At 75.9% G+C, this 25,555-nt stretch carries 25 protein-coding genes; 13 read left to right on the top strand and 12 right to left on the bottom strand.

Features of this window, described 5'->3' with window-relative positions; genetic code table 11:
* Positions 1-216: 216 nt before the first annotated feature.
* From ACIRS1_RS35390 to ACIRS1_RS35410, 5 genes are all read left to right on the top strand, one after another.
* On the top strand, positions 217-807 hold the full coding sequence (locus ACIRS1_RS35390) for a TetR/AcrR family transcriptional regulator (protein ID WP_402846529.1): 591 nt from the start codon (positions 217-219) through the stop codon (positions 805-807).
* 97 nt (positions 808-904) lie between these two features.
* Positions 905-1,963, top strand: coding sequence for an SDR family oxidoreductase (locus ACIRS1_RS35395; RefSeq protein ID WP_402846531.1), 1,059 nt, complete (start codon positions 905-907; stop codon positions 1,961-1,963).
* A 550-nt stretch (positions 1,964-2,513) separates the two neighbouring features.
* A complete protein-coding gene (locus ACIRS1_RS35400; RefSeq protein ID WP_402846533.1) occupies positions 2,514-3,635 on the top strand; it encodes a hypothetical protein in 1,122 nt (373 codons plus the stop codon).
* 130 nt (positions 3,636-3,765) lie between these two features.
* Entirely contained in the window at positions 3,766-4,287 is a 522-nt protein-coding gene (locus ACIRS1_RS35405) for a DUF1877 family protein (protein WP_402846535.1), read from the top strand.
* 185 nt (positions 4,288-4,472) lie between these two features.
* Positions 4,473-5,150 carry a phosphotransferase family protein gene (locus ACIRS1_RS35410; RefSeq protein ID WP_402846537.1) on the top strand — a complete coding sequence of 226 codons (678 nt, stop codon included), beginning with the start codon at positions 4,473-4,475 and terminating at the stop codon, positions 5,148-5,150.
* 14 nt (positions 5,151-5,164) lie between these two features.
* Here ACIRS1_RS35410 and ACIRS1_RS35415 read toward each other — a convergent pair whose 3' ends face one another.
* The 4 genes from ACIRS1_RS35415 to ACIRS1_RS35430 form a co-directional block, all read right to left on the bottom strand.
* Positions 5,165-5,794 (bottom strand): class I SAM-dependent methyltransferase, encoded by a 630-nt coding sequence (locus ACIRS1_RS35415; RefSeq protein WP_402846539.1) that lies wholly within the window; start codon positions 5,792-5,794, stop codon positions 5,165-5,167.
* A gap of 88 nt (positions 5,795-5,882) precedes the next feature.
* Complete coding sequence (locus ACIRS1_RS35420) at positions 5,883-6,578, bottom strand: class I SAM-dependent methyltransferase (RefSeq protein WP_402846541.1); 696 nt, start codon at positions 6,576-6,578, stop codon at positions 5,883-5,885.
* Positions 6,575-7,072, bottom strand: a complete 498-nt coding sequence (locus ACIRS1_RS35425; RefSeq protein ID WP_402846543.1) for a hypothetical protein — start codon at positions 7,070-7,072, stop codon at positions 6,575-6,577. The genes ACIRS1_RS35420 and ACIRS1_RS35425 overlap by 4 nt, the downstream gene beginning before the upstream one ends.
* Positions 7,073-7,096: 24 nt before the next feature.
* Entirely contained in the window at positions 7,097-7,327 is a 231-nt protein-coding gene (locus tag ACIRS1_RS35430) for a hypothetical protein (protein ID WP_360212159.1), read from the bottom strand.
* 131 nt (positions 7,328-7,458) lie between these two features.
* Between ACIRS1_RS35430 and ACIRS1_RS35435 the strand changes: the two genes are divergently transcribed.
* A complete protein-coding gene (locus ACIRS1_RS35435) occupies positions 7,459-8,142 on the top strand; it encodes a hypothetical protein (RefSeq protein WP_402846545.1) in 684 nt (227 codons plus the stop codon).
* A gap of 121 nt (positions 8,143-8,263) precedes the next feature.
* Here the strand turns inward: ACIRS1_RS35435 and ACIRS1_RS35440 are convergent, their stop codons facing one another.
* The 4 genes from ACIRS1_RS35440 to ACIRS1_RS35455 form a co-directional block, all read right to left on the bottom strand.
* Complete coding sequence (locus tag ACIRS1_RS35440) at positions 8,264-10,471, bottom strand: acyltransferase family protein (protein ID WP_402846547.1); 2,208 nt, start codon at positions 10,469-10,471, stop codon at positions 8,264-8,266.
* 274 nt (positions 10,472-10,745) lie between these two features.
* Positions 10,746-12,473 (bottom strand): glycosyltransferase family 2 protein, encoded by a 1,728-nt coding sequence (locus ACIRS1_RS35445; protein WP_402846549.1) that lies wholly within the window; start codon positions 12,471-12,473, stop codon positions 10,746-10,748.
* 199 nt (positions 12,474-12,672) lie between these two features.
* Positions 12,673-13,242, bottom strand: coding sequence for a GNAT family N-acetyltransferase (locus ACIRS1_RS35450; RefSeq protein WP_402846551.1), 570 nt, complete (start codon positions 13,240-13,242; stop codon positions 12,673-12,675).
* Between the two features lie 482 nt (positions 13,243-13,724).
* On the bottom strand, positions 13,725-15,560 hold the full coding sequence (locus ACIRS1_RS35455; protein WP_402846553.1) for a M1 family aminopeptidase: 1,836 nt from the start codon (positions 15,558-15,560) through the stop codon (positions 13,725-13,727).
* Positions 15,561-15,894: 334 nt separating this feature from the next.
* Between ACIRS1_RS35455 and ACIRS1_RS35460 the strand changes: the two genes are divergently transcribed.
* From ACIRS1_RS35460 to ACIRS1_RS35475, 4 genes are all read left to right on the top strand, one after another.
* Positions 15,895-16,524: a LysE family transporter gene (locus tag ACIRS1_RS35460; protein WP_402846555.1), complete on the top strand. Its 630-nt coding sequence runs from the start codon at positions 15,895-15,897 to the stop codon at positions 16,522-16,524.
* Between the two features lie 271 nt (positions 16,525-16,795).
* Positions 16,796-17,533, top strand: coding sequence for a TetR/AcrR family transcriptional regulator (locus tag ACIRS1_RS35465; protein ID WP_387905209.1), 738 nt, complete (start codon positions 16,796-16,798; stop codon positions 17,531-17,533).
* 123 nt (positions 17,534-17,656) lie between these two features.
* Complete coding sequence (locus tag ACIRS1_RS35470; RefSeq protein ID WP_360222907.1) at positions 17,657-17,986, top strand: hypothetical protein; 330 nt, start codon at positions 17,657-17,659, stop codon at positions 17,984-17,986.
* A 15-nt stretch (positions 17,987-18,001) separates the two neighbouring features.
* The gene (locus ACIRS1_RS35475; RefSeq protein ID WP_360222904.1) at positions 18,002-19,075 is read left to right on the top strand and encodes a M14 family metallopeptidase; all 1,074 of its coding nucleotides are present in this window, start codon (positions 18,002-18,004) and stop codon (positions 19,073-19,075) included.
* A gap of 79 nt (positions 19,076-19,154) precedes the next feature.
* On the opposite strand, the gene ACIRS1_RS35480 is transcribed toward ACIRS1_RS35475, so the two are convergent.
* The 4 genes from ACIRS1_RS35480 to ACIRS1_RS35495 form a co-directional block, all read right to left on the bottom strand.
* Positions 19,155-20,540: a hypothetical protein gene (locus ACIRS1_RS35480; protein WP_402846558.1), complete on the bottom strand. Its 1,386-nt coding sequence runs from the start codon at positions 20,538-20,540 to the stop codon at positions 19,155-19,157.
* A gap of 6 nt (positions 20,541-20,546) precedes the next feature.
* Entirely contained in the window at positions 20,547-21,320 is a 774-nt protein-coding gene (locus ACIRS1_RS35485) for a hypothetical protein (RefSeq protein ID WP_402846560.1), read from the bottom strand.
* Positions 21,321-21,353: 33 nt separating this feature from the next.
* Positions 21,354-21,617: an ABC transporter permease gene (locus tag ACIRS1_RS35490; protein WP_402846562.1), complete on the bottom strand. Its 264-nt coding sequence runs from the start codon at positions 21,615-21,617 to the stop codon at positions 21,354-21,356.
* A gap of 383 nt (positions 21,618-22,000) precedes the next feature.
* On the bottom strand, positions 22,001-22,630 hold the full coding sequence (locus ACIRS1_RS35495) for a TetR/AcrR family transcriptional regulator (RefSeq protein WP_402846564.1): 630 nt from the start codon (positions 22,628-22,630) through the stop codon (positions 22,001-22,003).
* Between the two features lie 281 nt (positions 22,631-22,911).
* Here ACIRS1_RS35495 and ACIRS1_RS35500 point away from each other — a divergent pair, with 281 nt between their 5' ends.
* The 3 genes from ACIRS1_RS35500 (at position 22,912) to ACIRS1_RS35510 (ending at position 25,519) form a co-directional block, all read left to right on the top strand.
* Positions 22,912-23,670 (top strand): SDR family oxidoreductase, encoded by a 759-nt coding sequence (locus tag ACIRS1_RS35500; RefSeq protein WP_402846565.1) that lies wholly within the window; start codon positions 22,912-22,914, stop codon positions 23,668-23,670.
* Positions 23,671-23,795: 125 nt separating this feature from the next.
* Positions 23,796-24,551: an SDR family oxidoreductase gene (locus tag ACIRS1_RS35505; protein ID WP_402846606.1), complete on the top strand. Its 756-nt coding sequence runs from the start codon at positions 23,796-23,798 to the stop codon at positions 24,549-24,551.
* The gene (locus ACIRS1_RS35510) at positions 24,548-25,519 is read left to right on the top strand and encodes an NADPH:quinone oxidoreductase family protein (protein ID WP_360222886.1); all 972 of its coding nucleotides are present in this window, start codon (positions 24,548-24,550) and stop codon (positions 25,517-25,519) included. The genes ACIRS1_RS35505 and ACIRS1_RS35510 overlap by 4 nt, the downstream gene beginning before the upstream one ends.
* Positions 25,520-25,555: the final 36 nt, after the last annotated feature.

A 25,555-nucleotide genomic window follows, 5' to 3' on the forward strand; every position in this document is an offset into this window, starting at 1 on the left:
CCCGGCCCGGGGGCCCCCGGCCGCGGCCGGGGGGGCCCCGCCCGGGGGGGCCCCCCCCCCCGGGGGGCGGCCCCCCGGGGGGGGGGGCGGCGCGGGGGCGGGGGGCCCCGCCGCGCCCGCGCCTCGGTCCGGGCCCGTCGTCCACGGTCGCCCGCCCTGCGCCCGCCACCGCGAGAGCGTCGACAGGAATATGCAGACCGGTCTATTGTTTTCCGCATGGGAGTCAAGGGAGAAGAGACCCGGGCCCGGCTGATCGCCGGTACCCGGACGCTGATCGAGGCACAGGGCTACTTCGGGACCGGCCTCAACCAGATCGTCGCCGCGACCGGCGCACCGCGCGGGTCGCTCTACTTCCACTTCCCCGAGGGGAAGGACCAGTTGGTCACCGCCGCCCTCGTCCAGGCCGGCCAGGAGGTCGAGGACCTGCTCGCCGCCCTGACCGCCGAGGGCGCCGACAGCGGAGCGCTCACCCGCCGCCTCACCGAGGTCTTCGCCGAGCGGCTGGCCGGCTCCGACTACACCAAGGGCTGCCCGATCGCGACCGTCGCCCTGGAGGTCGCGGGCACCAACGAGGCACTGCGCGCCGTCTGCGCCGAGGTGTACGAGGGCTGGCAGCGGGTGCTGGCCGACCGGCTGGAGGCCGAGGGCTTCGAGCCCGCCGCGGCCGCCACGGCCGCCGGGCAGGCGCTCGCCCTGCTGGAGGGCGCCGTCCTGCTGGCGTCCGTCCGGCGCAGCCGCGAACCGCTGGACCACGCCCAGCACGCGGTCCTCCACCTGCTCGGCGCGCGGAATGCGCCCGCGGCGTAGGTCGATCCGGGGTGGAGCCGCCCCCTCGCAGGGTGGCTCCACCCCTCCTTCTCGCCCAAAAAATATGCAGACCGGTCTACAGATTACGGAGCACCCCATGCCGCCCGCCCCGCCACCGCCCCGCACTCTCGTCCTCGGCGCCGGCGGCTTCCTCGGCCGCTGGCTCGTCCTCGAACTCCTCACCCGCGGCGAGCCCGTCGCGGCCGCCGTCCGCGAGCCCGACCGCGGCGGCGAGCTGCGCCGGTGGCTGCGCACCCACGACGCCGACGACGCCGCACTCACCACCGTCACCGCCGACGTCACCCGCCCCGGCCTCGGTCTCTCCCCCGAGGACGACGCCCGGCTCGCCGAGGTCCGCGACGTCCACAACCTCGCCGCCCGCTACCGGTTCGGGCTGACCCGCGCCCAGGCCGAACCCGCCAACCTGCAAGGCGCCCTGCACGCCCTCCACTGGTCCGCCACCCGGCCGCGGCTGCGCCGCCTGGTCCACCTCTCCGGCTACCGCGTCGGCCGCGACCCGCAGCCCCGCTACCCGCTCGACGCCCGCACCACCGCGGCCCGCTACGCCCGCCTCGGCGCCTACGAGGCGTCCAAGCTGCTCGGCGACGCCGCCGTGCGCGTCGCCGCCCCGCGCCTCGGCGTACCGCTCACCACCGTCAACCCCAGCAGCGTCATCGGCCACTCGCTGACCGGCGAGGCCGGGCAGTACCTCGGACTCGCCCAGCTCGTCCGGCAGCTCCACCGCGGCCGGCTCCCGTTGCTGCCCGGCACCCGCCGCACCTTCCTGCCCGTCGTCACGGTCGACCACCTGGCCCGTTTCCTCGCCGCGGCCCCGGCCCACGACGACGCGCCCGTCCGGGCACACACCGTCCTCGACCCGGCGACGCCCGTCCTCCCCGACCTGATCGCCCTCCTCGCCGACCACCTCGACGTCCGCCCGCCGCGCGGCCTGATCCCCGTCCCCCTGGTCCGCCACCTCCCCCGCGCCCTCACCGGGGCGGATCCGGAGACCCTCACCTTCCTCTCCGAGGACCGCTACGACACCGACTCCGCCGACCGCCTCGCCACCGCCGCCGGCCTCGCCCACCCACCCCTCCTCCCCGCCCTGCGCCACTGGTCCACCCGCCTCGTCGCCGAAGGCTTCGGCACCGCCTGACCCCGCACGGGAAGTCGACCCGCCCGACTTCCTTCGCAGGCACGAGAGCTGACGACGACTCGGGTCCGGACGATGGGGCGACACGGGTGGGACCCGGGTCTGTCAGACCCCACCCCTAGCATCCCGCCACGGGGCGGCGGCCCCGGGCGAAACGGGGCCGCGGACGGGCCCTTCCGACCCCGAGGGAGTCAGTGTGGAGACATCGCGGCGGCTTCCGCCCAGGTCCCAGCAGTCCTGGGACACCTTCCGGGCCCGCGTGGCCGAACTCGGGGGCGAGGTCCTGGAGACGAGATGGCTCGGCAGTCACCGCCCGCACCGCATCCGCTGCCGGGAGGGGCACGAGGGGAGTCCCTGGCCGCTGGGCGTGCTGAGGGGGCAGGGGATCTGCCGGGCCTGCGCGGGCCGCGATCCGCGCGGGGCCGAGACGTCGTTCCGGGCCCGCGTCGCCGAGTTGGGCGGGGAGGTCCTGGAACCGGCCTGGCTCGGTGTCCACCGGCCGCACCGTATTCGCTGCGGAGCGGGGCACGAGGGCACGCCTCGTCCCGCTGGCGTGTCGCAGGGGCAGGGGATCTGCCGGACGTGCGCGGGGAACGACCCCCGCGCCGCCGAGACCGCCTTCCGGGCCCGGGTCGCCGAACTCGGCGGAGAGGTCCTGGAACCGGCCTGGACCAACACCAAGACGCCCCACCGGGTCCGCTGCCGGGAGGGGCACGTGAACGCGCCGCGCCCCGACGGCGTCCTGCAGGGGCAGGGAATCTGTCGCACCTGCGCGGGGAACGACCCCCGCGCCGCCGAGACCGCCTTCCGGGCCCGGGTCGCCGAACTCGGCGGAGAGGTCCTGGAACCGGCCTGGCTCGGCTCCGCCACGCCCCACCGGATCCGCTGCAAGGAAGGGCACCACAGCTCGCCCCGCCCCCGGGACGTGGCGAGCGGGCAGGGGATCTGCCGGGCCTGCGCCGGCCGGGACCCGCGCGTGGCGGAGGCCGCCTTCCGGGCCCGGGTCGCCGAACTCGGCGGAGAGGTCCTGGAACCGGCCTGGCTCGGCGCGGACTCCCCGCACCGCATCCGGTGCGGGGAGGGACACGAGAACGCGCCGCACCCCAACGCCGTGGCGAACGGGCAGGGGATCTGTCGCACCTGCGCGGGGCGCGATCCGCGCGCCGCCGAGGCCGCCTTCCGGGCCCGGACCGCCGAGTTGGGCGGGGAGGTCCTGGAACCGGCCTGGCTCGGCTCCGCCACGCCCCACCGGATCCGCTGCAAGGAAGGGCACCACAGCTCGCCCCGCCCCAACGACGTGACGAGGGGGAGAGGGATCTGCCGCATCTGCGCGGGGCGCTCGTGGGACGCGTTCTACGTCGTCGTCGACGACGCGGGCGACCGGATCAAGTTCGGGATCACGTCCGGGGATCCACGGCCCCGGCTCGGCAACCACGCCCGGGACGGCTTCGAGCGGGTGGTGCGCCTGCTGACCGAGCTCCCGGAGTCGTTCGCCCCCGATCTGGAACGCGAGGTGAAGGCGGTGCTCGCACGGGCGGGGATCGAACCGGTACGGGGGCGCGAGTACTTCGACCGCAGCTCGGCCGAGGCGGTGATCCTCGACGTGGTGGACCACCACCCGGATCCGGCCCCGGCGGAGCAGTCGGCGGCCCCGGCTGCTGCCGAGCCGTCCTGACCCGACGCCGATCACCGCCCAGCGGGGCGGTGATCGGCGTCGAGGTGCTCCCGTCCTGCCCGTCCTGCCCGTCCTGCCGTGCCTGCCGGCCGCCGGGGCACCGTCGGAGGGGTGTGCCAGGATCCCGGGCATGAGCATCGTCGGACACTACGTGCGGCTGAAACAGGCCGAGTTGCTCCGGGCCGCCGAGGAGCCCGGCTGGTTGTCGGAGTTCGTGGAGGAGCTGGCGGAACGGGAGGCCGGGCGTGCCCTGACACCGGGTGAGCGGCGGTGCCACGACACCGGCAAGGCGTGGGACGCACTGCGGTTCCTGCTGGAGCGGCGGGGCTTCCCGGTGGACGTGGTCCACGGCGAGGAGGAGCTGCCCGGGGAGGGCGACCGGGGCTACGGCCCGCCGCGCACCCTGGCACCGGAACGGGTCGAGCAGGCCGCCCGGGAGCTGGCCGGCCTGCCATTCGACGAGCTCGTCACCGGCGGCACGGCGGCGGGCCTCGACACGGCGGCCGCGCTCGCCGCGGCCGGCGTCTACCCGGTCGGCCTCTGGGCGGACCCATCCGGCCTGGAGTACGTGTCCGCCCACTACGCGGGCCTGGTCGGGTTCCTGCGCGTCACCGCCCGCTACCGGCAGGGCCTGGTGATCCGGCACGGATAGGCCACGGGCGGCGCAGAGCCCGCCGGTCCGCCCGACGGACGGTGCCGACCCGGTAGCCCGGGCGGCGACCGGAGCTCCGGCCCCGGCCCGACGAGACCCTCCCCTACCCGGGTGGCGGACCGCCGACGGACCGACCCGACCTCAATTCGCTGGCTCCGCGGCCGCGCTCCCGGGAAGATCGCCGCATGCAACCCCTCCCGCACGGCTACACCAACCGCACCACGGGCGACGGCCGCGTGGTCGTGAAGCACTACTGCGGCCCGGAGGCCGAAGCCCGGCTGGCGCGCGAGGAGCGGCTGCTGACCGGGCTCCGGGAGCGGCTGCCCGTCCCGCCGGTGCTGGCCGCCGACCGGGCGGCGCTCACGCTCGGGCACCTGCCCGGCGTGCCCGCGCAGGACCTCCTCGACGCCGGGCACGGGCCGCGCGTACTGGCCGCGTGCGGGCTGGTCCTGGGCCGCCTGCAACAGCTCGACCCGGCGGTGTCCGGTGAGCCGGTCACCGCCCCCGGTGCGGTACTGGTGCACGGCGACTTCGGGCCCAACAACCTCCTGCTCGACCCGGACACCTTCGCCGTCACGGCCGTACTGGACTGGGAGTTCGCCCACGCCGGGGACCCGGTCGAGGACCTCGCGTGGTGCGAGTGGATCGTGCGGATGCACCACCCCGACCGGGGCGGGGACCTCGACCACCTCTTCCGCGCCTACGGTCGCCCCGTCCCGCCCTGGCCGGTGCGCCGCCGGGCCATGCTCGCCAAGTGCGCCTGGCTGGAGGATTTCTGCCGCCGCCGGGATCCGGACGGCCCGGGCGTGCGGCAGTGGCGGGACCGGAGCCGGGCCACCGCCGCCTGGGCGGACGCCGGGTAGGGCCCCGGCGGGGCCTACGGGCGGCGGGCCAGCAGGTGGGCGTCGAGGAAGCCCCGTTCGGAGGCCGGATCGTGGAGCAGCCGGGCGAACGGGGCCAGCCCGGCGTCGGCCAGCAGGTCGGCGAGGCGGTCCACCGGCCAGCTGTAGGCGGGCGTCACCTTGTGGTCGAACCGGACCGGCACCGGCCCCTCCGTCCCGAAGAAGGAGAGCAGGAACAGGCCGCCCGGCGCCAGGACGCGCACCAGCTCGGCGAGCAGCGCCGGCAGTTCCCCCGGCGGCGTGTGGATCACCGAGTAGTGGGCCAGCACGCCGCCGAGCGCGCCGTCCCCGACCGGCAGCGACTCCATCCGCGCCTCCTGGAAGCGCAGCGCCGGATGGGCCCGCCGGGCGTGGTCGACCATGCCCGGGGAGAGGTCGAATCCGGAGGCGTCCAGGCCCAGTTCGTGCAGCATGGCCGTCAGGTGCCCGGGCCCGCAGCCGACGTCCGCCGCCCGCCGGTTGCCCGTCGCGCGGACCAGTTCGGCGAAGGTGCCGATCATGGCCCGGCCGAACGGCTGGTCCTCCAGCCCGTTGGCGAACTTCGACGCGTACAGCTCGACGACCCCGTCGTAAGCCGCCCTGGTCTCGCTCTGATGATCCGCCACGGGACGGAGTCTAGAGCCGGTACGACGATCGGACGCAAGGGGCCGTCGTCCCCCACGTGTTCACGGTGCCCCGCGGCCCCGGCGCCGTTCAGTCCGCGGGGTGTTCCAGGACCAGGCCCGTCCATCGGACGTCGGCGCGGCCGTGCAGGTCCGCGCGCTCGGCGCGGTGGACCAGCCGCAGGCCGTGGGCCGCGGCCTGGGCGACGGCCTCCTCCGGCGGGACGTCGAACATCCGGCGCCCGGCCGGGACGGGGCCGTGGCGCAGGGTCAGCGCGAGGCGGCCGCCGGGGGCCAGGAGACGGGCGAGGACGGCCATCCCGGCCGGGCGCTCGGCCGCGTCGAGGTGCATCCAGACGGCGGTCAGCAGCACGAGGTCGAAGCGTTCGCCCCCGGCGCCGAGCCGGGGCAGCCCGGGCAGTGCGTCGGGCACCCAGCGGATGCCCGGTCCGGGGTGCAACCGCTCGCCGTGGGCGCGGAGTTCGGCGGTCGGCTCGGCGGCCACGACGGGGTGGCCGAGGGCGGCGAGCGCGGCCGCGTCCCGGCCGGTTCCCGCGCCCACGTCGAGGACGGCGGCGGGCGGGGCGGGGTAGTGCTGCAGCAGGTCGCGGTGGACCTCGGCGAAGGTCACGCTCTCGTACTGGACGGCGAGTCGCGCCGCTTCGGCGGCGTAGCCGGCACTTCCGGCGTACCCAGCACTTCCGCCGTTGACGGCGCTTCCGCCGTTGACGGCACTCCCCGCGCTGCCACCGCGCCCGTCGGCCGCGCCCTCCCCCGCCCCGCTCACCGTGACTCCCGGACCACGACCGCGTCACCGGCCGCGGCCGCGTCGGCGAAGAAGTCCCGCAGTTCCCGCAGGTCGGCCACCACCCGGGCCGCCCAGGTCTCGGACCACGGCGTCGGGTAGCCGAGGTGGGCGACGGTGCGGGCCAGCACGGTGTTCTGCTGGCGGACGAGCTCGCCGAGCGCGGAGTCCCGGAGGAAGGTGAAGGCGGCCGCGACCTGCTCGGGCCGCAGCACCAGCGGGCCCGCGGCGCCGGGTTCGGGGCGCTCGCCGCCGTAGACGGGCAGGCGCGCGGCCGGGTCGGGGTGCAGGCCGTTCTCGGTGAGTGCGAGTTCCATCAGCCGGGCGGTGCTCCGCACCCCGAGGAGCAGGCCGTCGGCGGCCAGCTGGTCGTACCGGACGTCGTGCCGGTCGGGCACGAGCTCGCCGAGTTCGGTCGGCGAGCACGTGTCGACGGCCGGTCCGGGCAGTCGACGCCAGAAGTGATCCACACTCACCCGGACAGCGTAACGAACTGTGGCTCACGCCTCACCGGGGTGCCAGGCGGGCCACTCCCACGGGCGGTCGGCCCAGTGGACGCGGATCGCGTCGTGCGGGTCGAGGTCGGGGAAAAGCTGGTGGACCCGGGGCTCGAACTCCTCCGGGGCGAGCGGCTCCCAGCCGTGGCCCTCGAAGTGCACCAGGCGGTAGCGGCTGTCGGTCCGGAAGTCGGCAACCTCGACGAGGGGCTTGGACGTGCTGTTGGTCTCCATGCCCCCAGCATGTGCCGCGGCGGCAATCGGCGCCCGTCCAGAACCCTCTTCCGGGTCATGTCCCCGCGTCGGCGCGCTCGTTGAGCTGAGGGGAGGGACGGCGGGGGGTTCGGCGTTGGAAGGACGACGACATGACGGGGCAACCCACCGCAGGACAGTGGCAGTGGCCGCAGGACGCCTGGCAGCCGCCCCCGGTGCCCGTGGCTCCCGCGCCGGGGCCGGTTCCGGGGCCCGTGCCCGCGGCCGGCACCGGTTCGGTCCGCCGCCGCAGGCGGCTGGTCCGGGTGGCCGGGGCCGTCGGGACGCTGGCGGTGCTGGCCGCCGTCCTGGCGATGTGCGGGCCGGGGTCGGGTGACGACCTGGACGTGGTGGCGCTGCCGCACACCTCGCCCTCCGCCTCCCTGCCGGCCGGTGCGGAGCCCGGGCCGGCCGTCACTCCGGCGCCGTCCCCGCTGCCGGCCCCCGTGCCGGAACGCGGCGGCGCGGCGGGCCCGACCGGGTCGGAGCAGAGCGGGTCGGCGTCGGCCGCCTCGGCGACGGCACCCGCGACGACGACCGCGGCGACCGGGGGCGAGTCGGCCGACTCGCAGCGCGCGGCGACCCCGCACCCGCGGCCGGGGCGTACCCCGCGCCCGGGCGCGGCGACCCACGGCACCCCCACTGCGGCAGGGCAGGGCCCCGCCCCGGCGGCCCCGGCCCCGGGCGCGGCGCAGCCCTCCCTGGGCCCGGGCACCCTCTGCGACCAGGCCGAACGCGTCGGCCGCTGGCCGGCCGGCTCCGAGCAGGCCCGGCTCTGCCGCAGCATCTACGGCTGACGGCCCGCCACCCCTGCCGCCCCGGGCACCAGCCCGGCAGGCGCGGGACGACGGGCACAGGACGGCGGGTGAGGGACGGCCGGGAACCAGGACCTCAGGCCCGGCCCGCCCCGCCCCGGCCTCACCCGGCGGCCAGCAGCCCCTTGTCCAGCCGCGGTGCCAGGACCCGGGCCAGGGTGTCGGTGATGTGCCCGGTGTCGCGGTAGAGCACCACGCCCTCCAGGACCGCCGGGCAGTCCGGGCCGCTGCCGGGGCAGAGCAGCGGGCCGAGGTCCAGGGTGCGGACGCCGTAGCGGGCGGCGAGGCCGCCGTCGAGCAGCGGGTCGGGTTCGAAGGCGGTGTCGCGCGGGAAGAAGCAGGCGTCCGACCGGCCGTCCGAGGCCGCGAGGCAGGTCGGGATGTCCTTGCCGGGCATCGGGGTGTCGCCGAGGTAGGCGAGCGGGGCTCCGAGCGCGGCGAGCCGGTCGAGGGTGCGGGTCCAGCCCTGGGCGCGTTCCTCCTGGCTGCCGTAGCGGTTGAGGCCGGCCATCAGGACCAGCCGCGGCCGGGGCCCGGCGGTGAGCCGGGTGAGGGTGTTCTCCCGCCAGCGGTCGCACTCGTCGAAGGTGCGGCCGAGCACGTTGTTGCGCACGGTCAGGGTGGCCAGCGGGCACCCGGGCTTGACCAGGACTTCGAGGGCCCAGTGCCGCTGTTCGGCCATGGCGAGGGCCGCGGAGATCCACTGGCCGGCGTGCGAGTCGCCGAGCAGCACGATCCGGTCGGGGCTGTCCTCGGCGCCGAACAGGCAGCGCGGGCTGCTGTCGGCGTTGAGCGGGATCTCGCAGCCCTTGCCGGGCGGGAAGTCCTCCCGGGCGCGGGCCAGCGACGGGGTCAGGCCGAGCAGCCGGGTACCGGGGGCGAGCAGGGCGGGGCCGTCGGGGGCTCCGGCCGGGGCGGCGACGGGTGCGTCGGCGGTGCCGCCGAGCGCGCGGACGGTGCCGCCGCCGAGGGTGAGGGCGGCGATCAGCGGGATGACCAGGGCGCTGGCGCCGACGGCCAGGCCGCGACGCGGGGCCGGGCTGCTGCCGTACCGCAGGGGCTGTTCGACGAACCGCAGGGTGAGCCAGGCGGGCAGGGCGCTGGCGGCGGTGAGGGCGGCCAGGCTGGTCCAGGGCATTGTGCCGTAGCGGGCCTGGGCGATGGTCAGGACCGGCCAGTGCCAGAGGTACCAGGCGTAGGAGAGCCGCCCGGCGGCGCGCAGCGGTCGGGTGGCGAGGAGGCGTCCGGCGTCGGCGGCGCCGAGCGCCCGGTGGGCGGGGCCGGCGAGCAGGACGGCGGCGGTGCCGAGGACGGGCGGCAGCGCGGCGGTGCCGGGGAAGGGCGTGTTGCGGTCGTAGAGCAGGACCGGAGCGAGCACGGCGGCCGCGCCGGCCCAGCCGAGCAGGCGCAGGGTCCAGGCCGTGCCGGGCCGGTCCGCTCGGGCGGCCAGGGCGCGGCCGAGCAGGGCCGCGCCCGCGCCGGCGGCGAACTCCCAGAGCCGGCTGCCGGTGGAGAAGTAGGCGAGCGGTGCGGAGGTGGCCGTCCACCGGACGCACAGCAGCAGGGAGAGCACGCCGATCGCCCCGGTGGCCAGGCCGATGGCGAGCGTGCGGCGGCGGCCGTGCAGGTACCGGGCGAGGCCGAGCAGCAGCACGCCCCAGAGCAGGTAGAACTGGTTCTCGACGCCGAGGGACCAGAAGTGCTGGAGCGGGCTGGGGTCGCGCTCGGCGGCCAGGTAGTCGGTCTGCTGGCCGACGAACCGCCAGTTGACGAACTGCCCGGCGGCGGCGATCAGGTCGCGGGCGAGGTCGGTGCCGCGCAGCGGGTCGAGCAGGGCGCCGCCGGCGGCCGCGGTGGCGACCAGCACGGTGGCGGCGGCGGGAAGGATCCGGCGGGCGCGGCGGGCGGCGAAGTCCCACAGGCCGAGCGGGCGGCCGACCAGCAGGCCGGTGATGAGGAAGCCGGAGACGACGAAGAAGACGTCGACGCCGACGTAGCCGCCGGAGAGGCCGGGGACGCCGGCGTGGAAAGCGAGGACGGCGAGGACGGCGAGGCCGCGCAGCCCCTCGATGTCGGGGCGGAAGGCGTTGCGGGGGCGGGCCTGCGGCGGTGCGACGGCCTCCGCGGTGGGCCGCCGGTCGGGCGCGGCCTGCCGGTCCACTCGGACGACGCCGGGCAGCAGCTCGACGGCGGACGGGACGGCGGGGGCCGGGGAGTCCGCGGCCCGTGAGCCCGGGGCCCGGGAGTCCGGGGCCGGTGCGGAGGACGACGGATCGGAGGACGAGGACGGTGACGGGACGGCCGTTGACACGGCGGTGCTCCTTGCAGGGCTGGCAGCGGTGGTCTGGGCCGCCGGGCCGATGGGGCGGCCGGGCGGCGAGGTCCGCGCCGGTGGGGCGACGCGCAAGGGAACGCTCGGGTGCGGCACGCGGTGGTGCGCGGCACGGGAGGAGGGACGGTGCGCGACGCTGCGCAACGCTGCGGGTTCGGTACCGCAGGACCAGGGCCAGGACCGGCGGTACGGCGGCGGCCGGGGCCGCCCGGTCCGTCAGAAGACGTACCGTCAGAGGGCCATCGGAAGGCCGTCAGAAGACCAGTGGATCGGCCCAGCCGGAGGCGAGCAGCCCGCAGAGCAGCAGCACGGCGGTGACGGCGACCGCCTCCGCGCGGCCGAAGCCGAGGTCCGAGCGCCGCCGCGACGGTGCGGCGACCTCCCCGACGGTGGCCCCGTTGCCGCCGTGCAGGAGCGGCCGGAGCGACCGGATGAGCGGGATCATGGTGTACGCGGTGAGCGCGAGCAGTGCGGCGAGCGCCCAGTAGGGCTGCCAGCCGTTGAGCGCGGCGGCGCGGACGAGTCCGGCGACGCCGGCGAGGACGACGAACCCGAGCCAGCCGACCCCGATCCGGGCGACCGTCCGGGCGAGGGAGCTGCCGCCCGACACGGCGCCGGTGGGCACCCAGTCGGCACTGCGGCGGCGCAGCGCGTGCGCGATCGCGACCACGTGGCAGAGCCCGCCGAGGAGTTGGACCCGGGTGACCTCGAAGCGCCACCGGGTGCGGGACATCGCCGGCAGCAGGACGAGCGCGACCCAGATCGGCGGCAGGAAGGGCAGGACCTGCCAGGGTTCGATCTCGTCGGGGGCGAAGAACAGCATGATCAGGGCGGGCAGCGGGACGGCGAAGACGTTCACCGCGCTGGTGACGTAGCCGAGGATGCCGTTCCAGAAGCAGAGCCGGGCGGAGCGGGAGAGCGGTCCGCGGCGGAAGCCGGGGTCGCCGACCAGCGCCAGGGAGCCGAGGCACCAGCGGTACTGCTGGCTGATGAAGGCGGGCAGGCCGGTGGGCGACATGCCCTTGGCCACCAGCGCGGGCACGTACCGGGTGGTCCACCCGGCGCGGGCGAGCGAGAGGCCGGTGTAGAGGTCCTCGCTGTGGTCGATCTCGGCGAAGCCGCCGACGCGCATGAGTGCGGCGCGCCGGTAGAGCGCGTTGGTGCCGCAGCAGACGGTGCCGTCCTGCGCGTCCCGGGAGGGCTGGATCCAGCGGTAGAAGATCTCCTGGGTGGCTCCCGCGGCGCGTTCGAGCCAGGACATGTCGGCGTCCGTGTCGAAGCACTGCGGGCTCTGCACGATGCCGACCTCGGGGTTGTCGAGGTAGGGCACCAGGTGGTGCAGGAAGTCGGGGCGGGGGCAGAAGTCGGCGTCCAGGACGGCGACGATCTCGCCGTTGCCCTCGGCCAGGCCGTGGTTGAGGTTGCCGGCCTTCTTGAACCGGCCGCGGTCGGGGCGGGCGCGGTACCGGAAGCCGTAGGACTCGGCGAGTTCGCGCACCTCGGGGCGGGCGGCGTCGTCGAGGACCAGGACGGTCAGTTCGCCGGGCCACCGGACGGCGGCGGTGTGGCGGTAGGCGTTGTCCAGGACGGCCAGCGGTTCGCCCGCGGTCGGCAGCAGCAGGTCGACGCTCGGGTGGCGGGCGGGCTGCCAGGCGCGCATCAGCAGGTCGTGCGAGTCGCGGGTGTAGCGGCGGGCGCGCTGGCCGTCGGTGAGCGAGAGCAGCCAGGTGGCCGCGTTGAGCACGGTGAGCACGAGGAAGGGCCAGAGCAGCGGCCGGCTCAGCGCGAACAGGCCGAGGGTGGCGGTGGCTCCCGCGTAGGAGAGGGTGGCGCAGAGCAGCACCCAGCGGCGCTGCGGGCCGAAGTACCAGTAGAGCTCCTCGTCGCCGGGTGGGCTGGGCAGTCGGAGACCGGGGTCGGCCGGTATCAGGCGCGGACCGGGGTCGGGTGCGGGCATGGCGGTGCCATGGAGTACGGGCATGCGGAGATGGCCCCCCTGGGCATGGGACGGAACGTGGCCGTTCGCCCTCAGCCTCTCACATTGGCCTAGACCAATCATGAACGAGGTATGACATCTCCGCATCGGCCCTGGTCAGTGAGTTGACACGGCATCACGCCCCGACCGCGGGTCGAGCGGACGCCGACCGGGGCCCGAGCCGGCGCCGCCCGCACCCGGCCGCTCAGGCCTGCTTGAGCACCTTCGTCAGCTTCTCGAACCGCAGGTCGGAGCGGAGCGGGATGCCGAACCGCTCGTCGCCGTACGGGAACGGGGTGAAGACGCCGGTCCGGCGGAAGCCGCGCCGCTCGTACCAGGCGATCAGGTCGGCGCGCTGCTCGATCACGCTCATCTCCAGCTCGTCGACGCCCCACTCCTCCCCGGCCAGCCGCTCCGCCTCCGCGAGCACGGCCCGGCCGATGCCGCCGCCCTGCAGACCGGGGCGCACCGAGAACATGCCGAAGTAGGCGCGGTCGCCGCGGTGCTCCAACTGGCAGCAGGCCACCAGCTCGCCGTCGCGCTCGGCCAGCAGCAGCACCCCGTCCGCGTGGCCGATCACCTCGGCGACGCCGTCCGCGTCGGTGCGCTGGCCCTCCAACAGGTCCGCCTCGGTGGTCCAGCCGGCCCGGCTGGCGTCGCCGCGGTAGGCGGACTCGACCAGCCCGACCAGGGCCGGCACGTCGGCGAGGGTGGCGGTGCGGAAGACGGGCCCCCCGGCAGGCCGGGCGGGGCTGGTGGGGATGGTCTCGGACATGTCGGGTCCTCTCCTGCGTGCGGGCGCCGCCCGCCCCTCGTTCCGGGCGGGCGCGGCGCGGGCCGTCCTTGGCGACCGGCCTGCGGGCATCGTGCCACAGCGCCCGGACCGGGCCGCGGGCGCGGGACCTGCGGGAACGGCCGGGAGCGGGAGCGCACCGACCGCTGCCGGGCGGCGACCCGCCCCTCGGACACGCCGGTGGGGGGGGGGGCCCCCGGGGCCCCCCCCCCCCCCCCCCCCCCCCCCCCCCCCCCAACACCCCCCCCCGCCCCCCCCGCGGCCCCCCCCCCCCCCGCGGGGGGGGGCCCCAGAGGGGACGGGGGGGGGGGGGGGGGGGGCGGGGGGGGGGGGGGGCCCCCCCCCCGGGGGGGGCGCCGCCCCCCCCCCCCCGCCCCGGGGGGGGGGGGGGGCCCCCCCGCCCCCCCCCCCCCACCACCCGCCCCCGGATCACCGGATCACCAGGTCACGGGATCAGCAGGTCGTCACCCCTCGATCCGGTGCTGGGTCCAGAAGGAGGTCAGGTCGACGGTCGTGGCGGCCTGCGCGGCGGCCTTGAACTCGGCCGTCGTGGAGACCCCGTACCAGTGCGACTGCGCGTAGCCCTTCAGCAGCCCGGCCATCGCGGTGTCCCCGATGGCGCGGCGCAGGTCGTGCAGGGCGCACTTGCCGTAGCCGTACACCACCGTGGAGTAGCGCGAGGAGTTGGCGTCCCAGTAGGCCATCGAGTTGGTGATCTTCTCGGCCGACGAGGCCCAGGAGACGCTGTTCCAGCACCCGGAGCCGGTCTTGCCGAGCGCGAGGTCGGTGGCGTAGTCGGTGAACGCCTCGTCCAGCCAGGGGCTGTTGTACTCGTCGTCGCCCACGATGCCGTAGAACCACTGGTGGCCGATCTCGTGGGTGAGCGCGGTGGTGCTGACCAGGTCGAGGACGAAGCCGGGGTACTCCATGCCCCCGAACCAGAAGGTGTTGTCGATCACGGCGTCCAACTCGCCGTACGGGTAGGCGCCGAAGCGCTGGGCGTGCGCGTCGACCGCCGAGGTGGCGGTGGAGAGCATCGACTGCGCGTCGGAGGAGCTGATCCCCGCCACCGAGTAGATGTTGACCTTCACCCCGGCCGACGAGGTGCCGGATATCCGGGTGAACGGCCCGGCGCCCCAGGCGAAGTCGCGCACCTTGCTCGCGGTCGCCTTGGTGACGGTCCGTCCGGAGCTGCCGGGGGTGTCCACCGAGGTGCCGGTGGCGGGTACCAGCAGGCTCGACGGGTGGTCGAGCGTGACGGTGAAGTCGGAGGCCAGCGAGTAGAAGGCCTCGCCGTTGTTGGTGTACGGGTCGAGGTGCCAGCCGGCCGCGTCCCGGACGGCCAGCACCGGCAGCGCGTTGCCCAGGAAGTTGAAGGCACCGTCGCGGCCGAAGCGGTCCGCGCCGCTGGGCACGGTGATGCCCAGGTCGAAGCCGACCGTGCCGCTCTGGCCCTGGGCGAGCGGGGCCGGCAGGGTGATCTTCAGGGCGGTGCAGTTCACCGACAGCGGGGCGGCCGTGCCGCCGGTCACGTTGCTCACGGTGATCGGGGTGCTCGGGCAGCTGCCGTGCCAGTTGTCCCACAGCCGCAGGTAGACCTCGTTCAGCGGGGCGGCCGAGGCGTTGCTGAAGGAGACGCTCTCGTGCCCGGTCCAGCCGGCGCCGGTGGCGTCACTGGTGAGGTCGACGGTGTAGGCGGGCGCGGCCGGGGTCCGGGTCGGGTCGCCGGGCTGCGGCGGCGTGGTGCCGCCGGAGACGTCGAGGGTGACGTCGTCCAGGACGAAGCTGGTCTGCAGGCTGGAGTCCTCGGCGCCGGTGAAGGCGAGGGTGACGGTCTTGCCCGCGAAGGAGGAGACGTCGACGGTCTTGTGCACGTACCCGCTCTGGGCGTCCAGGTTCGAGTAGGTGGCCAGGGTGGTGGAGCCGAGCTTGACGGTCAGTTTGTCGTAGGCCGTGGTGGTGGTCGTCTCGGCCGTGTCGACGTGCAGCCAGAAGCCGAGCGAGGCGGTGCCGCACCCGGAGGGGAGGGTGACGGACTGGGACAGCGTCTCGGTGTGGGTGGACCCGTACCCGTCGAGCCAGGCGAAGGAACTTCCGGAGTGCGCGGTCTGGCCGCCACCGCTGGTGATCGCGCCGCTCGGCGCCGTCCAGGGCGAAGTCCCGGACTCGAAGCCGCCGTTGGCCACGACCTGGGCGGGCGTGCAGTCCGCGGCACTCGCCACGTTGGGGGTGGCGAGGGCCGTGGTGCCGGCGGCGAGGAACAGGGCGGCGCCGGTGAGGGTGCGCAGGAGTCTTTTCATCGAAACCTCTCGAAGGAGCGAACCGGGAGCAGCAGCGTGACAGCAAAGCCCCTCATTTGAAAGGGGCATGCCAGATCGTGCGTCGCCGATCGATGCCGCGGAGCGGCCGACCCGGGCGGGCCGCGGACGCACGGGCCGCGGACGTCCGGGACTCGCCCGTACGGGACACCGGCCGGCGGCCGTCGGAAAACCGGTTGCCGCGCCGCCGCCCCGACCGCCACCATCCCGGCATGACCGACCACACCGCCCGCCCGCTGCCCGTGACCGCCGCCGCCCGTCCGGCCCCGGTCCAGCAGCAGCCCGGCCGCCCCCGGAGGCCCGACCGCGCGCACGCGTGAGCACCGCCCTGGTCGCGGGCCTGCTCGCCGGGTACGGCGTCGCCGTGCCGGTGGGGGCCGTCGGGGCCTACCTGGTGGCGCTGACCGCCCGGACGACGCTGCGCACCGGCGTCTGCGCCGCGCTCGGCGTGGCGGCGGCGGACGGGATCTACGCCGTACTGGCGGCGTTCGGGGGCGGCGCCCTCGCCCCGCTCGTCGGGCCGGTGGCCCGGCCGCTGCGGGTCGGCTCGGCGCTGGTGCTGCTGGCCCTCGCGGCCCGGACGGCCCGCACCGCCCTGCGCGCCCACCGCGGCCGCGCCGGATCCTCCGCCGACGCTTCCGGGGCACCGCCGGGGCCGGGCCGGGCCTTCCTGACGCTGCTCGGGATCACCCTGATGAACCCGCTCACGGTGCTCTACTTCACCGCCCTGGTGCTGGGCGGCCGCCCGGCCCCGGACACCGTCGCCCGGACGGTGTTCACCGCCGGGGCCTTCGCGGCCTCGGCCAGCTGGCAGCTGCTGCTGGCCTCCGGCGGCGCCCTGCTGGGCCGGCTGCTGACCGGGGCCCGGGGGCGCCTGTGCACCGCCCTGGGCTCGGCGGCGCTGGTGGCCGCGCTGGCCGTGCAGCTGCTCGCGGCCTCCTGGTGAGCACGCGCCGACACCGCACCGCGCCGCATCACCCCGCGTCACACCGGACCGCCCCGCAGCGCGCCTCCCCGGCCCCCGGGCGAGGCGCCGGGGCCGACCCCGGACGGCATCCGGCACCACCCCCGGAGGACCCGCGGGCCGTCACGGAGGGACACATCACCCCGAACCGGTGGAAACTTCGCTTGTATCCTGGTGGTGTATCCGCCTGACCTGCCGGACGGGCCCCGGGCGCGGCCCGACGTTGTCGGCACCGACGCGGAGGAGTGCGGACATGGTTGAGCAGGACGGCCCCGAGCGGCGGGCGCGCCTGAGCCGTCCGCTGGTGCTGGCCGCGGCCGTGGCGCTGGTGGACCGCGAGGGCCTGGCCGCGCTCACCATGCGCCGGCTGGCGGCCGAGCTGGGCGTGGAGTCGATGGCCCTCTACCGGTACACCCCCGGCAAGGAGGCCCTGCTGGACGGCCTCATCGAGGCCTACTTCACCGAGCTCAACGAACGGCTGCGCGCCACCGCCGTCCGCGCGCCCGCCGCCGGGCCCTCCCCCGGCCCCGCCTGGCGGGCCGAACTGCGCCGCATCGCCGGGGCGTTCGCCGCCGTGGCGCACGCGCACCCGGAGATCCTGCCGCTGGTGGCGACCAGGCCGCTGAGCGTCCCGGTGGCCCGGCGGCCCGCGTCGGTGCTGCAGCTCACCGAGCACATCCTCGCGGTGCTCGGGCGGGCCGGCTTCGACGACGCCACCGCGCTGACCGTCTACCGCGCGTTCGTCGCGTGGAACCTGGGCTGCCTGCTGGTGGACAAGCGCCAGGTGGTCGACAACCCGGAGGAGCCGGATCCGGTGCTGCGGCTCGGCCTGCACCGGCTGCCGGCCGCCGAGTACCCGCGGCTGCGCGCACTGGTCCCCCGGTTCGCCGACTTCGACGACGCGGGAGAGCTGCTGAACGGCCTGGACGCCCTGCTGGACGGACTGCCGGCGGCCCCCCTTGACGCGTTCTACGGCGGCGGCGCATCCTGAGGATACGAGGTACACGTCGGACATATCCGCTCACCAGCACGGCACCGCCGCCACACCGCGATCCGCGATCGCCGAGGCGTGACCGGCGCGGAGCGCCCCCGACGGCGCCCGGAAGAGGTCGCCATGTCCGCTGGACCCTCCACTCCCTCCCGACCCGACATCCTGAGGCTCCGCGTCACCGCCAAGGACGCGGACACCCTGCGCACGCTGCTGCGCGAGACCCGTCCCGACGTCGGCGGCCGTCCGTACGTCGAGGCCGACGGGCGCGTCAGCATCGACGCCTACGTCCCGGACGACCGGGTCGCCGCACTGCAACGCGACGGCGTCTCGGTGACCCGGATCGGCAACGCCAGCGAGGCCGGGCGCGCCGCCCAGGCCGAGGTCGGCGAGGGCGACCGCTTCGCCCCGGCCGACGCCGTCCCGCGCGGCCTGGCCGCCAAGCTCGCCGGCTGACCCGGGAGGACCGTCATGCCGTACCTGAACACCACCGAGGTCGAGTCCGCCCTGGCCAGCCTGGCCACCGCCTACCCCGGCACCACCCAACTGATCACCCTGCCCGAGGACTCCGTCGAGGGCCGCACCGCCCACGCGCTGCACATCGGCGGCCCCGCCCCGATCCCCAAGGCCTGCGTGATGATGATCGGCGGCGTCCACGCCCGCGAGTGGGGCAGCTGCGAGATCCTCGTCCACCTGGCCGCCGACCTGCTGGAGGCCGACCACAACGGCACCGGCCTCGGCTACGGCGCCACCGTCGTCACCGCCGCGGAGGTCCACGACCTGCTCCGGCGGCTGGACCTGGTGCTCTTCCCGCTGGTCAACCCCGACGGCCGGCGGTACAGCCAGAAGGTCGACCCGATGTGGCGCAAGAACCGCAACCCGGCCAACTCCGGCATCAGCCTGGACCCGGACTGCGTGGGCGTCGACCTCAACCGCAACTACGACTTCCTGTTCGACTTCGGCACCGCCTTCGCCCCGACCGCGAACCCCCAGGTGTCGACCGACCCGTGCGACCCGCAGGTCTACCAGGGCCCGAGGCCGTTCTCGGAGCCGGAGACCCGCAACGTCCGCTGGCTGCTGGACCAGTTCCCGCGGACCAGGTGGTTCGTCGACGTGCACAGCTACTCGGAGGACATGCTCTACAACTGGGGCGACGACGACAACCAGTCGGTCGACCCGGCGATGAACTACCGCAACGCGCAGTTCGACGGCCTCCGCGGGCTGCCGAACGACGTCGCGTACGCCGAGTACATCCCCAAGACGGACGAGGACGGCGCCGTCCTGCTCGCCGAACGGTTCTGCCAGGGCGTCAAGGGCGTGCGCGGCCGCACCTACAAGCCGATGAGCGGGTTCCACCTGTACCCGACCAGCGGGACCAGTGACGACTACGTCTACGCCCGCCACTTCGACGATCCCGACCAGGGCAAGGTGCTCGGCTTCACCGTCGAGTGGGGCACCAGCTTCCACCCGCCGTGGGCCGAGATGAGCCGCATCATCCTCGACGTGGACGCGGGACTCGTGGAGTTCTGCCTGGCCACCGCCTGAACCATCGTGCCCGACAGCAGGGTGCCCGCCACGACCGGTCGTGGCGGGCACCCGACGTGTGCGGGTGGGGGGCGTGGAATCAGGCGGCCCGGTGGAAGAAGAACGGGTCCAGCGAGGGCGGCACCCGGCTGACGCCGTCCAGGTCCAGCAGCTGGTGCGTGGTGAAGTTGGCGTTGCGCTGGTACGTCACGCCGACCGGGAAGTTGGCCCGGTCGGGGGTGTTGTTCCCGGCGAAGATCCCGTAGAAGTCCCGGCCGACGGCGACCATCCGGATGTAGTCGCCCAGGTAGGGCAGGGCGCCGGGCGGGGCCTTCGGCACGTCGCCCGGGGCCTGGTGCAGGACGTGGGCCTCGGCCGTCGCACCGCCGTCGGCGGTCAGCTCCAGCGCCGTCGTCCACTGGTCGTGCGCCAGCTGCTGGTAGACCAGCCCGACCAGCCCGTCCGCGTTGATCGCCAGCGCCGGGTTCTTGGCGTTGACGAGGTCCGCGCGCGCCGGGGCCCAGGTCTGCCCCCGGTCGGTCGAGCGCCGCACGTGCAGGACGTAGTCGGTGGGCACGGTGCCGCCGGTGCCGTCGCACCAGGCGATCCAGACGGTTCCGGAGTCGGTCGGGTCGACGGCGATCGACAGGTCGGCGCCGGTGCGTTCCTGCCCCAGCGTCGCCGCCTTGACGTTGAACCGCACCCTCCGCCCGGCGGCCACCCGCTGGCCGGCGACGCCGTCGTCGGAGTCCCGCAGGTCCTGGAACGGGCTCGCGACCAGGGCGCCCTTGTCGTCGCGGGTCACCACGACGTCGAAGGTGACGACCAGCCCGGAGAAGTCGCTCCAGCTCTCGAACGCGGTGTACACCGTGCCGTCGGGGTGCAGCGCGATCCGCACCGGCGGGCCGTCGAACACCCGGTGGGCCCGCTGGTCGACCTGGACGGACCGGAAGGCGCCGTGGCCGTGCCGGGCGTCGGCGGAGACGTCCACCGTGGCGCTGTGCGGCTGGTGGTCGCCGTCGTTGTTGCCGACGTACACCACGTCCCGGCCGGAGCCGTTCACGACGGTGCCGCCGGCGACGACCCACGGCTGGTCCGGGTTGTGGACCGCGGCGCGGTCGACGAGGACCTCCATCGGCGCATCCGACGTGACGTCCGCGGCCCGCAGGACCTGGAGGTCGCCGTCCTCCCCGTTGAGGATGCCGGTGTACAGGGTGCCGCCCTGCGGCGCGAAGCCGACGCTGATGTCGCCGGTGCCGCTCGGGTCGGCGTTGCCGGGGACGACGCTGCGCAGCACCCAGGTGTCGCCGCCGTCCGCCGAGACGTAGACCGGGGCGAGCGGCCCGCCCATCGGATCCGGCGTGAAGGCGGTCGCCACCAGCTGGTTCGGGTTCTCGGGGTTGACGGCGAGGTTGGGCTCGCTGTCCAGGCTGGTGTCGCCGCTCAGCGCCCTGGGGGTGATGTCGACGACCTTGATGGCGGGCATCCCGGCTCACCTCCCTTCCCGCAGCACGGCGAGTCGCTGCACCGGCTGACGGTCGTCGGGGTGGAGCAGCTGGAACGGCGCCTCCGCGGCGAGCTCGCCCGTCGTGGCGTGCAACAGCCACAGGGCCTCCTGCCCGGGCGCCGGTTTGGGGACGTGCAGCCAGCGCCTGTCCCCGCTGCTGGGGTAGAGGACGGTGATCCGTCCGGGGGCGACGTCACCGGCCTCGACGATCGAGACGTCGAGGGCGGCGCGCCACCAGTGCGGGGCGTGCTCCGAGTACGACGCCCGGTCGGCGTCCTCCAGGCCGACCACGGTGGCGACGACCACGGCGTCCGCCTGACCGGCGTGCGCCGCGAGGTCCTCCTCGCGGATGGTGCGCTGCACCGGCGACAAGGGCATCTCGTCGGCGGTGGTGGCCGCCATCGAGACGTGCTGCTGGACGGCGTCGGCGGGCAGTCGGCCCAGCTCGACGACGCCGAGGGCCTCGCCGTAGACCAGGCCCCGGGTGAAGAACGCGGCCGTGTCGCCGACAGCGAGCGGGGCCGCGTCGGCCGCCAGGCGGACGGTGACCTCGCTGCCGGCGAGCCGCCGGAAGCCGTTCGGCGCGTGCAGCACCTCGGTCACCGCGACGACGGCCGTGCGCGCGTCGTCCGCACCGGGCGGGACGGCCGCCAGCGAGGTGCCGCCGACCCTGGTGACCGTGCCCCGGAAGCCGAGCGGGGCCCGGCGCACGAGTGCGGCCAGGTCACCGGCCGCGGCGGCGGGTGTCGAGTCGCTCATGACGATCCTCCTCTCCGATCGTCGGTGGCCGGGTCACCGCGCCGCACGGGCGGTGGAGGGGTGGGCCCGGCGCCACTCGGTCCGCGCGCCCAGCGCGCAGACCGCGGTGAGGGCCGCCGCGAGCGCGACGACCAGCCACTCGGCCGCGCCGCTGCCGGCGTCCGGGTCGAGCCCGAGCAGGGTCTCGATCCACTGCGGCCACACCAGGGTGATCAGGAACAGCAGCCCGGACAGGGTGCCGAGGGTGGTCTCCAGCCAGAAACGGGGCCGGACCGGACGGGATTGCTGGAGGGGCATCGCTGCGCCTCCCGTCTCCCCGGAGCCCGGGCCGCGCACGGCGCGCCGGGCGCGCCGTCCTGGTGCCGTCGTGCCCGTGGGCACGGCGGCACGACCGGCCGGGCCGGTCCGGGCCGGGGGTCGCCTCCCGTCGGCGCCGCCGGTCGGGGGGCGTGGCCGCCGCGGGAGGGGTTCTGCTGGGACGCGCGGTGTCGGGCCGCGCGGGGCACGGTGTCGGGACCGTGCCCGGGGTCCGTCGGGTCGGGCCGACGGGCACCGGTGGGGGGCGGGCGCCGGAGTCGGCGCCGTACGCCTACGAGGCACACGTACTGCGTATACGAGTCTGCGCGCACGCCCGGGGCAGGTCAAGGGCGGGCCGGCCGGCCCGCCCGGACGCGCCCGTCTCAGATCCGGGCGCCGAGCATCCGGAGCACCAACTCGCCGTAGCGGCGGCCGAGTTCCTCGGGGGTCTCGGTGGAGCGGTCGGTGTACCAGCGGGAGACGTCGATGCCCAGCGAGGTCACCGCGCGGGCCGCCGTGCGGACCTCGGACACCTCGAAGGCGCCGGCCGCCACGCCCGCCGCGATCAGCGCGCTGACCTCGCGTTCGATGTCCAGGCGCAGTGCCGCGACGACGGCGTAGGCGTCCTCAGGCAGCGCGTGCAGCTCGTAGTTGACCACCCGGCCTACGGTGCGGGCCCGGGCGTGCCAGGCGGTGAACTGCTCGACCAGCCGCCGCATCCGCACCACCGGGTCCCCGCCGCCCGTCACCGCGTCGCGCACCAGCGCCAGCGTGGCCGCGTGGCCGGCCTGGCTGATCTCGGCCAGCAGCGCGGCCTTGGACTGGTAGTGGATGTACAGCGCCGCCGGGCTCATCCCGGCCGCGGTGGCGATGTCCCGGGTGGTGGTGGCGTGGAAGCCGCGCTCCGCGAAGGACTCGACGGCCGCCTGGAGCAGCCGGTGCGCCGCCTCGGGGCGGCTGTCGGCGCCGCCGGGCAGGACGGGCCAGAGGTCGGCGATGGGCGTGCTGGTCATGGCGCCATCCTCCCAGAGAACTCGTACACGCATTCCCCGCCGGGCGGTCGGCGGCTGTTGACAGGCTCCCGCACCACCACCATGCTGAGCAAGCGCTTAGTCACCGGTCGTGGCCGGGCCCATCCGGACTCCGCCGGCCCCCACGAGGACTTGCGACACCCATGGCACCCGTCGAAGTCCGTCGCAGCAAGTCCCCGTCACAGCAAGTCCGTCGACGTAAGCCGTCGAAGCAGATCCGTCGAAGCAAGTCCGTCGAACCGCGCGAAAGGCAGGACCCCTCCGTGGCGCACTCCTTCAAGGGCCGGGTGGCCGTCGTCACCGGATCGAGCCGGGGCATCGGCCTCGGCATCGCGCGCGAGCTGGTCGACCGCGGGGCGAAGGTCTGCCTGACCGCCCGCAACCCCGAGCCGCTCGCCGAGGCCGTCCGCGACCTGGGCGGGCCGGACAACGTCATCGCCGTCGCCGGCAAGTCCGACGACCCGGCCCACCAGGAGGAGGCCGTCACCCGCACCCTGGAGGCCTTCGGGCGGCTCGACCACCTCGTCAACAACACCGGCATCAACCCGGTCTACGGGCCGGTCCTCGACACCGACGAGGCCGCGGCGGCCAAGATCTTCGCCGTCAACGTGCTGGCCCCGCTCGCCTGGACCCGCCGCGCCCACGCCGCCTGGATGGGCGAGCACGGCGGCTCGGTGGTCAACGTGGCCTCCATCGCGGGCATCCGCGCCTCGCTCGGGATCGGCATGTACGGCATCAGCAAGGCCGCGCTGATCCGGCTCACCACCGAACTCGGCGCCGAGCTGGGCGGCCAGGGCATCCGGGTCAACGCCGTCGCGCCCGCCGTCGTCAAGACCAGGTTCGCCGAGGCCCTGTACGAGGGCCGGGAGGAGCAGGTCGCCGCCGCGTACCCGCTGGGCCGGCTCGGCGTCCCGGAGGACGTCGCGGGCGCGGTCGCCTTCCTGCTCTCCCCGGACTCCGCCTGGATCACCGGCCAGACCCTGGTGGTCGACGGCGGGGTCACCCTCGGCGGTGGGCTGTGAGCGCGGCGGGCGTCGGCCCGGGCTCCCGGACCGGCGGGGCGGCCTCCCCGGACGGCGGCGGCGCGGCCGCGCGGACCGGCGCGGGCGGTGACCTCGCCGGGCAGGGCCTCGCCGGGCAGGGCGTCGTGGTGACCGGTGGCGGGCGCGGCATCGGCGCCGCGCTGGCCCGGGCCTTCGCCGCGGCCGGTGCCAGGGTCGTGGTCAACGACCTGGACGCCGGGGCGGCCCACGCCGTGGCGCGCGACTGCGGCGGGAGCGCCGCCCCCGGCGACGCCGCCTCCGTCGAGGGGCTGACCGAGCTGGTCGGCCGGGCCCGGGCCGAGCTCGGCGAGATCGACGTGTGGTGCGCCAACGCGGGCGTCGCCCCGGTCGGCGGGGCCGACGCGCCCGCCGCCGCCTGGGCCGGCGCGTGGGAGGTCAACGTCCTCGCCCACGTCCGGGCCGCCGACCTGCTCCTCCCCCGCTGGCTGGAGCGCGGCGAGGGCCGCTTCCTCGCCACCGTCTCCGCCGCCGGACTGCTCACCATGCTCGGCTCGGCCCCGTACGCGGTGAGCAAGCACGGCGCGTTCGCCTTCGCCGAGTGGCTCTCCGCGACGTACCGCCACCGCGGCGTCCGGGTGCACGCGCTCTGCCCCCAGGGCGTGCGCACCGACATGCTCGCCTCCACCGGCGCGGTCGGCGAGGCCCTGCTCGCGCCCACCGCGCTGGAGGCCGAGGAGGTCGCCGCGGCCACCCTGGCGGCGCTGGCCGAGGACCGCTTCCTGGTCCTGCCGCACCCCGAGGTCGCGGACTACTACCGGGCCCGGGCCACCGACCCGGACCGCTGGATCACCGCGATGAACCGGCTCCAGCAGGGGCTGGAAGAGAGCGAGGCGCTGTGAGGGCCTGGCAGGTGCCCGAGCTCGGCGAGCCGGGCGCGGTGATGCGGCTGGTCGACGGGCTGCCCCGGCCGGTGCCCGGCCCGGGCCAGCTGCTGGTCCGGGTGCGGGCCGCGGCGGTCAACTTCCCGGACGCGCTGATGGTGCGCGGCGAGTACCAGGTGCGCCCGCCGCTGCCGTTCACGCCCGGCGTGGAGCTGTGCGGCGAGGTCGCGGACGGGCCGCGGCGGGGCGAACGGCTGATCGGCAACCCGGTGCTGCCGCACGGCGCCTTCGCCGAGTACGCGCTGCTGGACGCGGCGGCCGCGCACCCGGCGCCCGCGGCACTGGACGACGCCGAGGCGGCCGCGCTGCACATCGGCTACCAGACCGCCTGGTTCGCCCTGCACCGCCGGGCCCGGCTGCGGGCCGGCGAGACCCTGCTGGTGCACGCCGCGGCGGGCGGGGTGGGCAGCGCGGCGGTGCAGCTCGGCCGCGCCGCCGGGGCCCGGGTGGTCGCCGTGGTCGGCGGCCCCGCGAAGGCGGAGGCGGCCCGGGCGCTCGGCGCCGACCTGGTCGTCGACCGGACGGCCGCGGACTTCGTCGGCGCCGTCAAGGAGTTCACCGGCGGGCGCGGCGCCGACGTGGTGTTCGACCCGGTCGGCGGCGACGCCTACACCGGCTCCACCAAGTGCGTGGCCTTCGAGGGCCGGATCGTGGTGGTCGGCTTCGCCGCCGGGCGGATCCCGGCGCCCGCGCTCAACCACGCCCTGGTGAAGAACTACGCCATCCTCGGCCTGCACTGGGGGCTCTACAACACCCACGACCCGCGGGCCGTCGCCGCCGCGCACGAGGCGCTGACCGGGCTCGCCGAGCAGGGCGCGGTGCGCCCGCTGGTGAGCGCCCGGGTGCCGCTGGCCGACGCGGCCGGAGCCGTCCAGCTGGTCGCCGACGGGCGCAGCACCGGCCGGATCGCCGTCCTCGGCGACTGACCGGAGCGCCCGCCCGCCAGCACCGCGCCCACGCGG

The sequence above is a fragment of the Kitasatospora sp. NPDC101176 genome (assembly GCF_044768035.1).
Lineage (GTDB): Bacteria > Actinomycetota > Actinomycetes > Streptomycetales > Streptomycetaceae > Kitasatospora.

Bases quoted from the DNA above. Each gene is read 5' to 3' on its own strand.
- ACIRS1_RS35475 (WP_360222904.1), top strand. From the start codon at position 18,002: ATGCCGTACCTGAACACCACCGAGGTCGAGTCCGCCCTGGCCAGCCTG.
- ACIRS1_RS35405 (WP_402846535.1), top strand. From the start codon at position 3,766: ATGAGCATCGTCGGACACTACGTGCGGCTGAAACAGGCCGAGTTGCTC.
- ACIRS1_RS35490 (WP_402846562.1), bottom strand. From the start codon at position 21,617: ATGCCCCTCCAGCAATCCCGTCCGGTCCGGCCCCGTTTCTGGCTGGAG.
- ACIRS1_RS35410 (WP_402846537.1), top strand. From the start codon at position 4,473: ATGCAACCCCTCCCGCACGGCTACACCAACCGCACCACGGGCGACGGC.
- ACIRS1_RS35495 (WP_402846564.1), bottom strand. From the start codon at position 22,630: ATGACCAGCACGCCCATCGCCGACCTCTGGCCCGTCCTGCCCGGCGGC.
- ACIRS1_RS35470 (WP_360222907.1), top strand. From the start codon at position 17,657: ATGTCCGCTGGACCCTCCACTCCCTCCCGACCCGACATCCTGAGGCTC.
- ACIRS1_RS35435 (WP_402846545.1), top strand. From the start codon at position 7,459: ATGACGGGGCAACCCACCGCAGGACAGTGGCAGTGGCCGCAGGACGCC.
- ACIRS1_RS35390 (WP_402846529.1), top strand. From the start codon at position 217: ATGGGAGTCAAGGGAGAAGAGACCCGGGCCCGGCTGATCGCCGGTACC.
- ACIRS1_RS35455 (WP_402846553.1), bottom strand. From the start codon at position 15,560: ATGAAAAGACTCCTGCGCACCCTCACCGGCGCCGCCCTGTTCCTCGCC.
- ACIRS1_RS35480 (WP_402846558.1), bottom strand. From the start codon at position 20,540: ATGCCCGCCATCAAGGTCGTCGACATCACCCCCAGGGCGCTGAGCGGC.
- ACIRS1_RS35445 (WP_402846549.1), bottom strand. From the start codon at position 12,473: ATGCCCGTACTCCATGGCACCGCCATGCCCGCACCCGACCCCGGTCCG.
- ACIRS1_RS35395 (WP_402846531.1), top strand. From the start codon at position 905: ATGCCGCCCGCCCCGCCACCGCCCCGCACTCTCGTCCTCGGCGCCGGC.
- ACIRS1_RS35465 (WP_387905209.1), top strand. From the start codon at position 16,796: ATGGTTGAGCAGGACGGCCCCGAGCGGCGGGCGCGCCTGAGCCGTCCG.
- ACIRS1_RS35485 (WP_402846560.1), bottom strand. From the start codon at position 21,320: ATGAGCGACTCGACACCCGCCGCCGCGGCCGGTGACCTGGCCGCACTC.
- ACIRS1_RS35450 (WP_402846551.1), bottom strand. From the start codon at position 13,242: ATGTCCGAGACCATCCCCACCAGCCCCGCCCGGCCTGCCGGGGGGCCC.
- ACIRS1_RS35430 (WP_360212159.1), bottom strand. From the start codon at position 7,327: ATGGAGACCAACAGCACGTCCAAGCCCCTCGTCGAGGTTGCCGACTTC.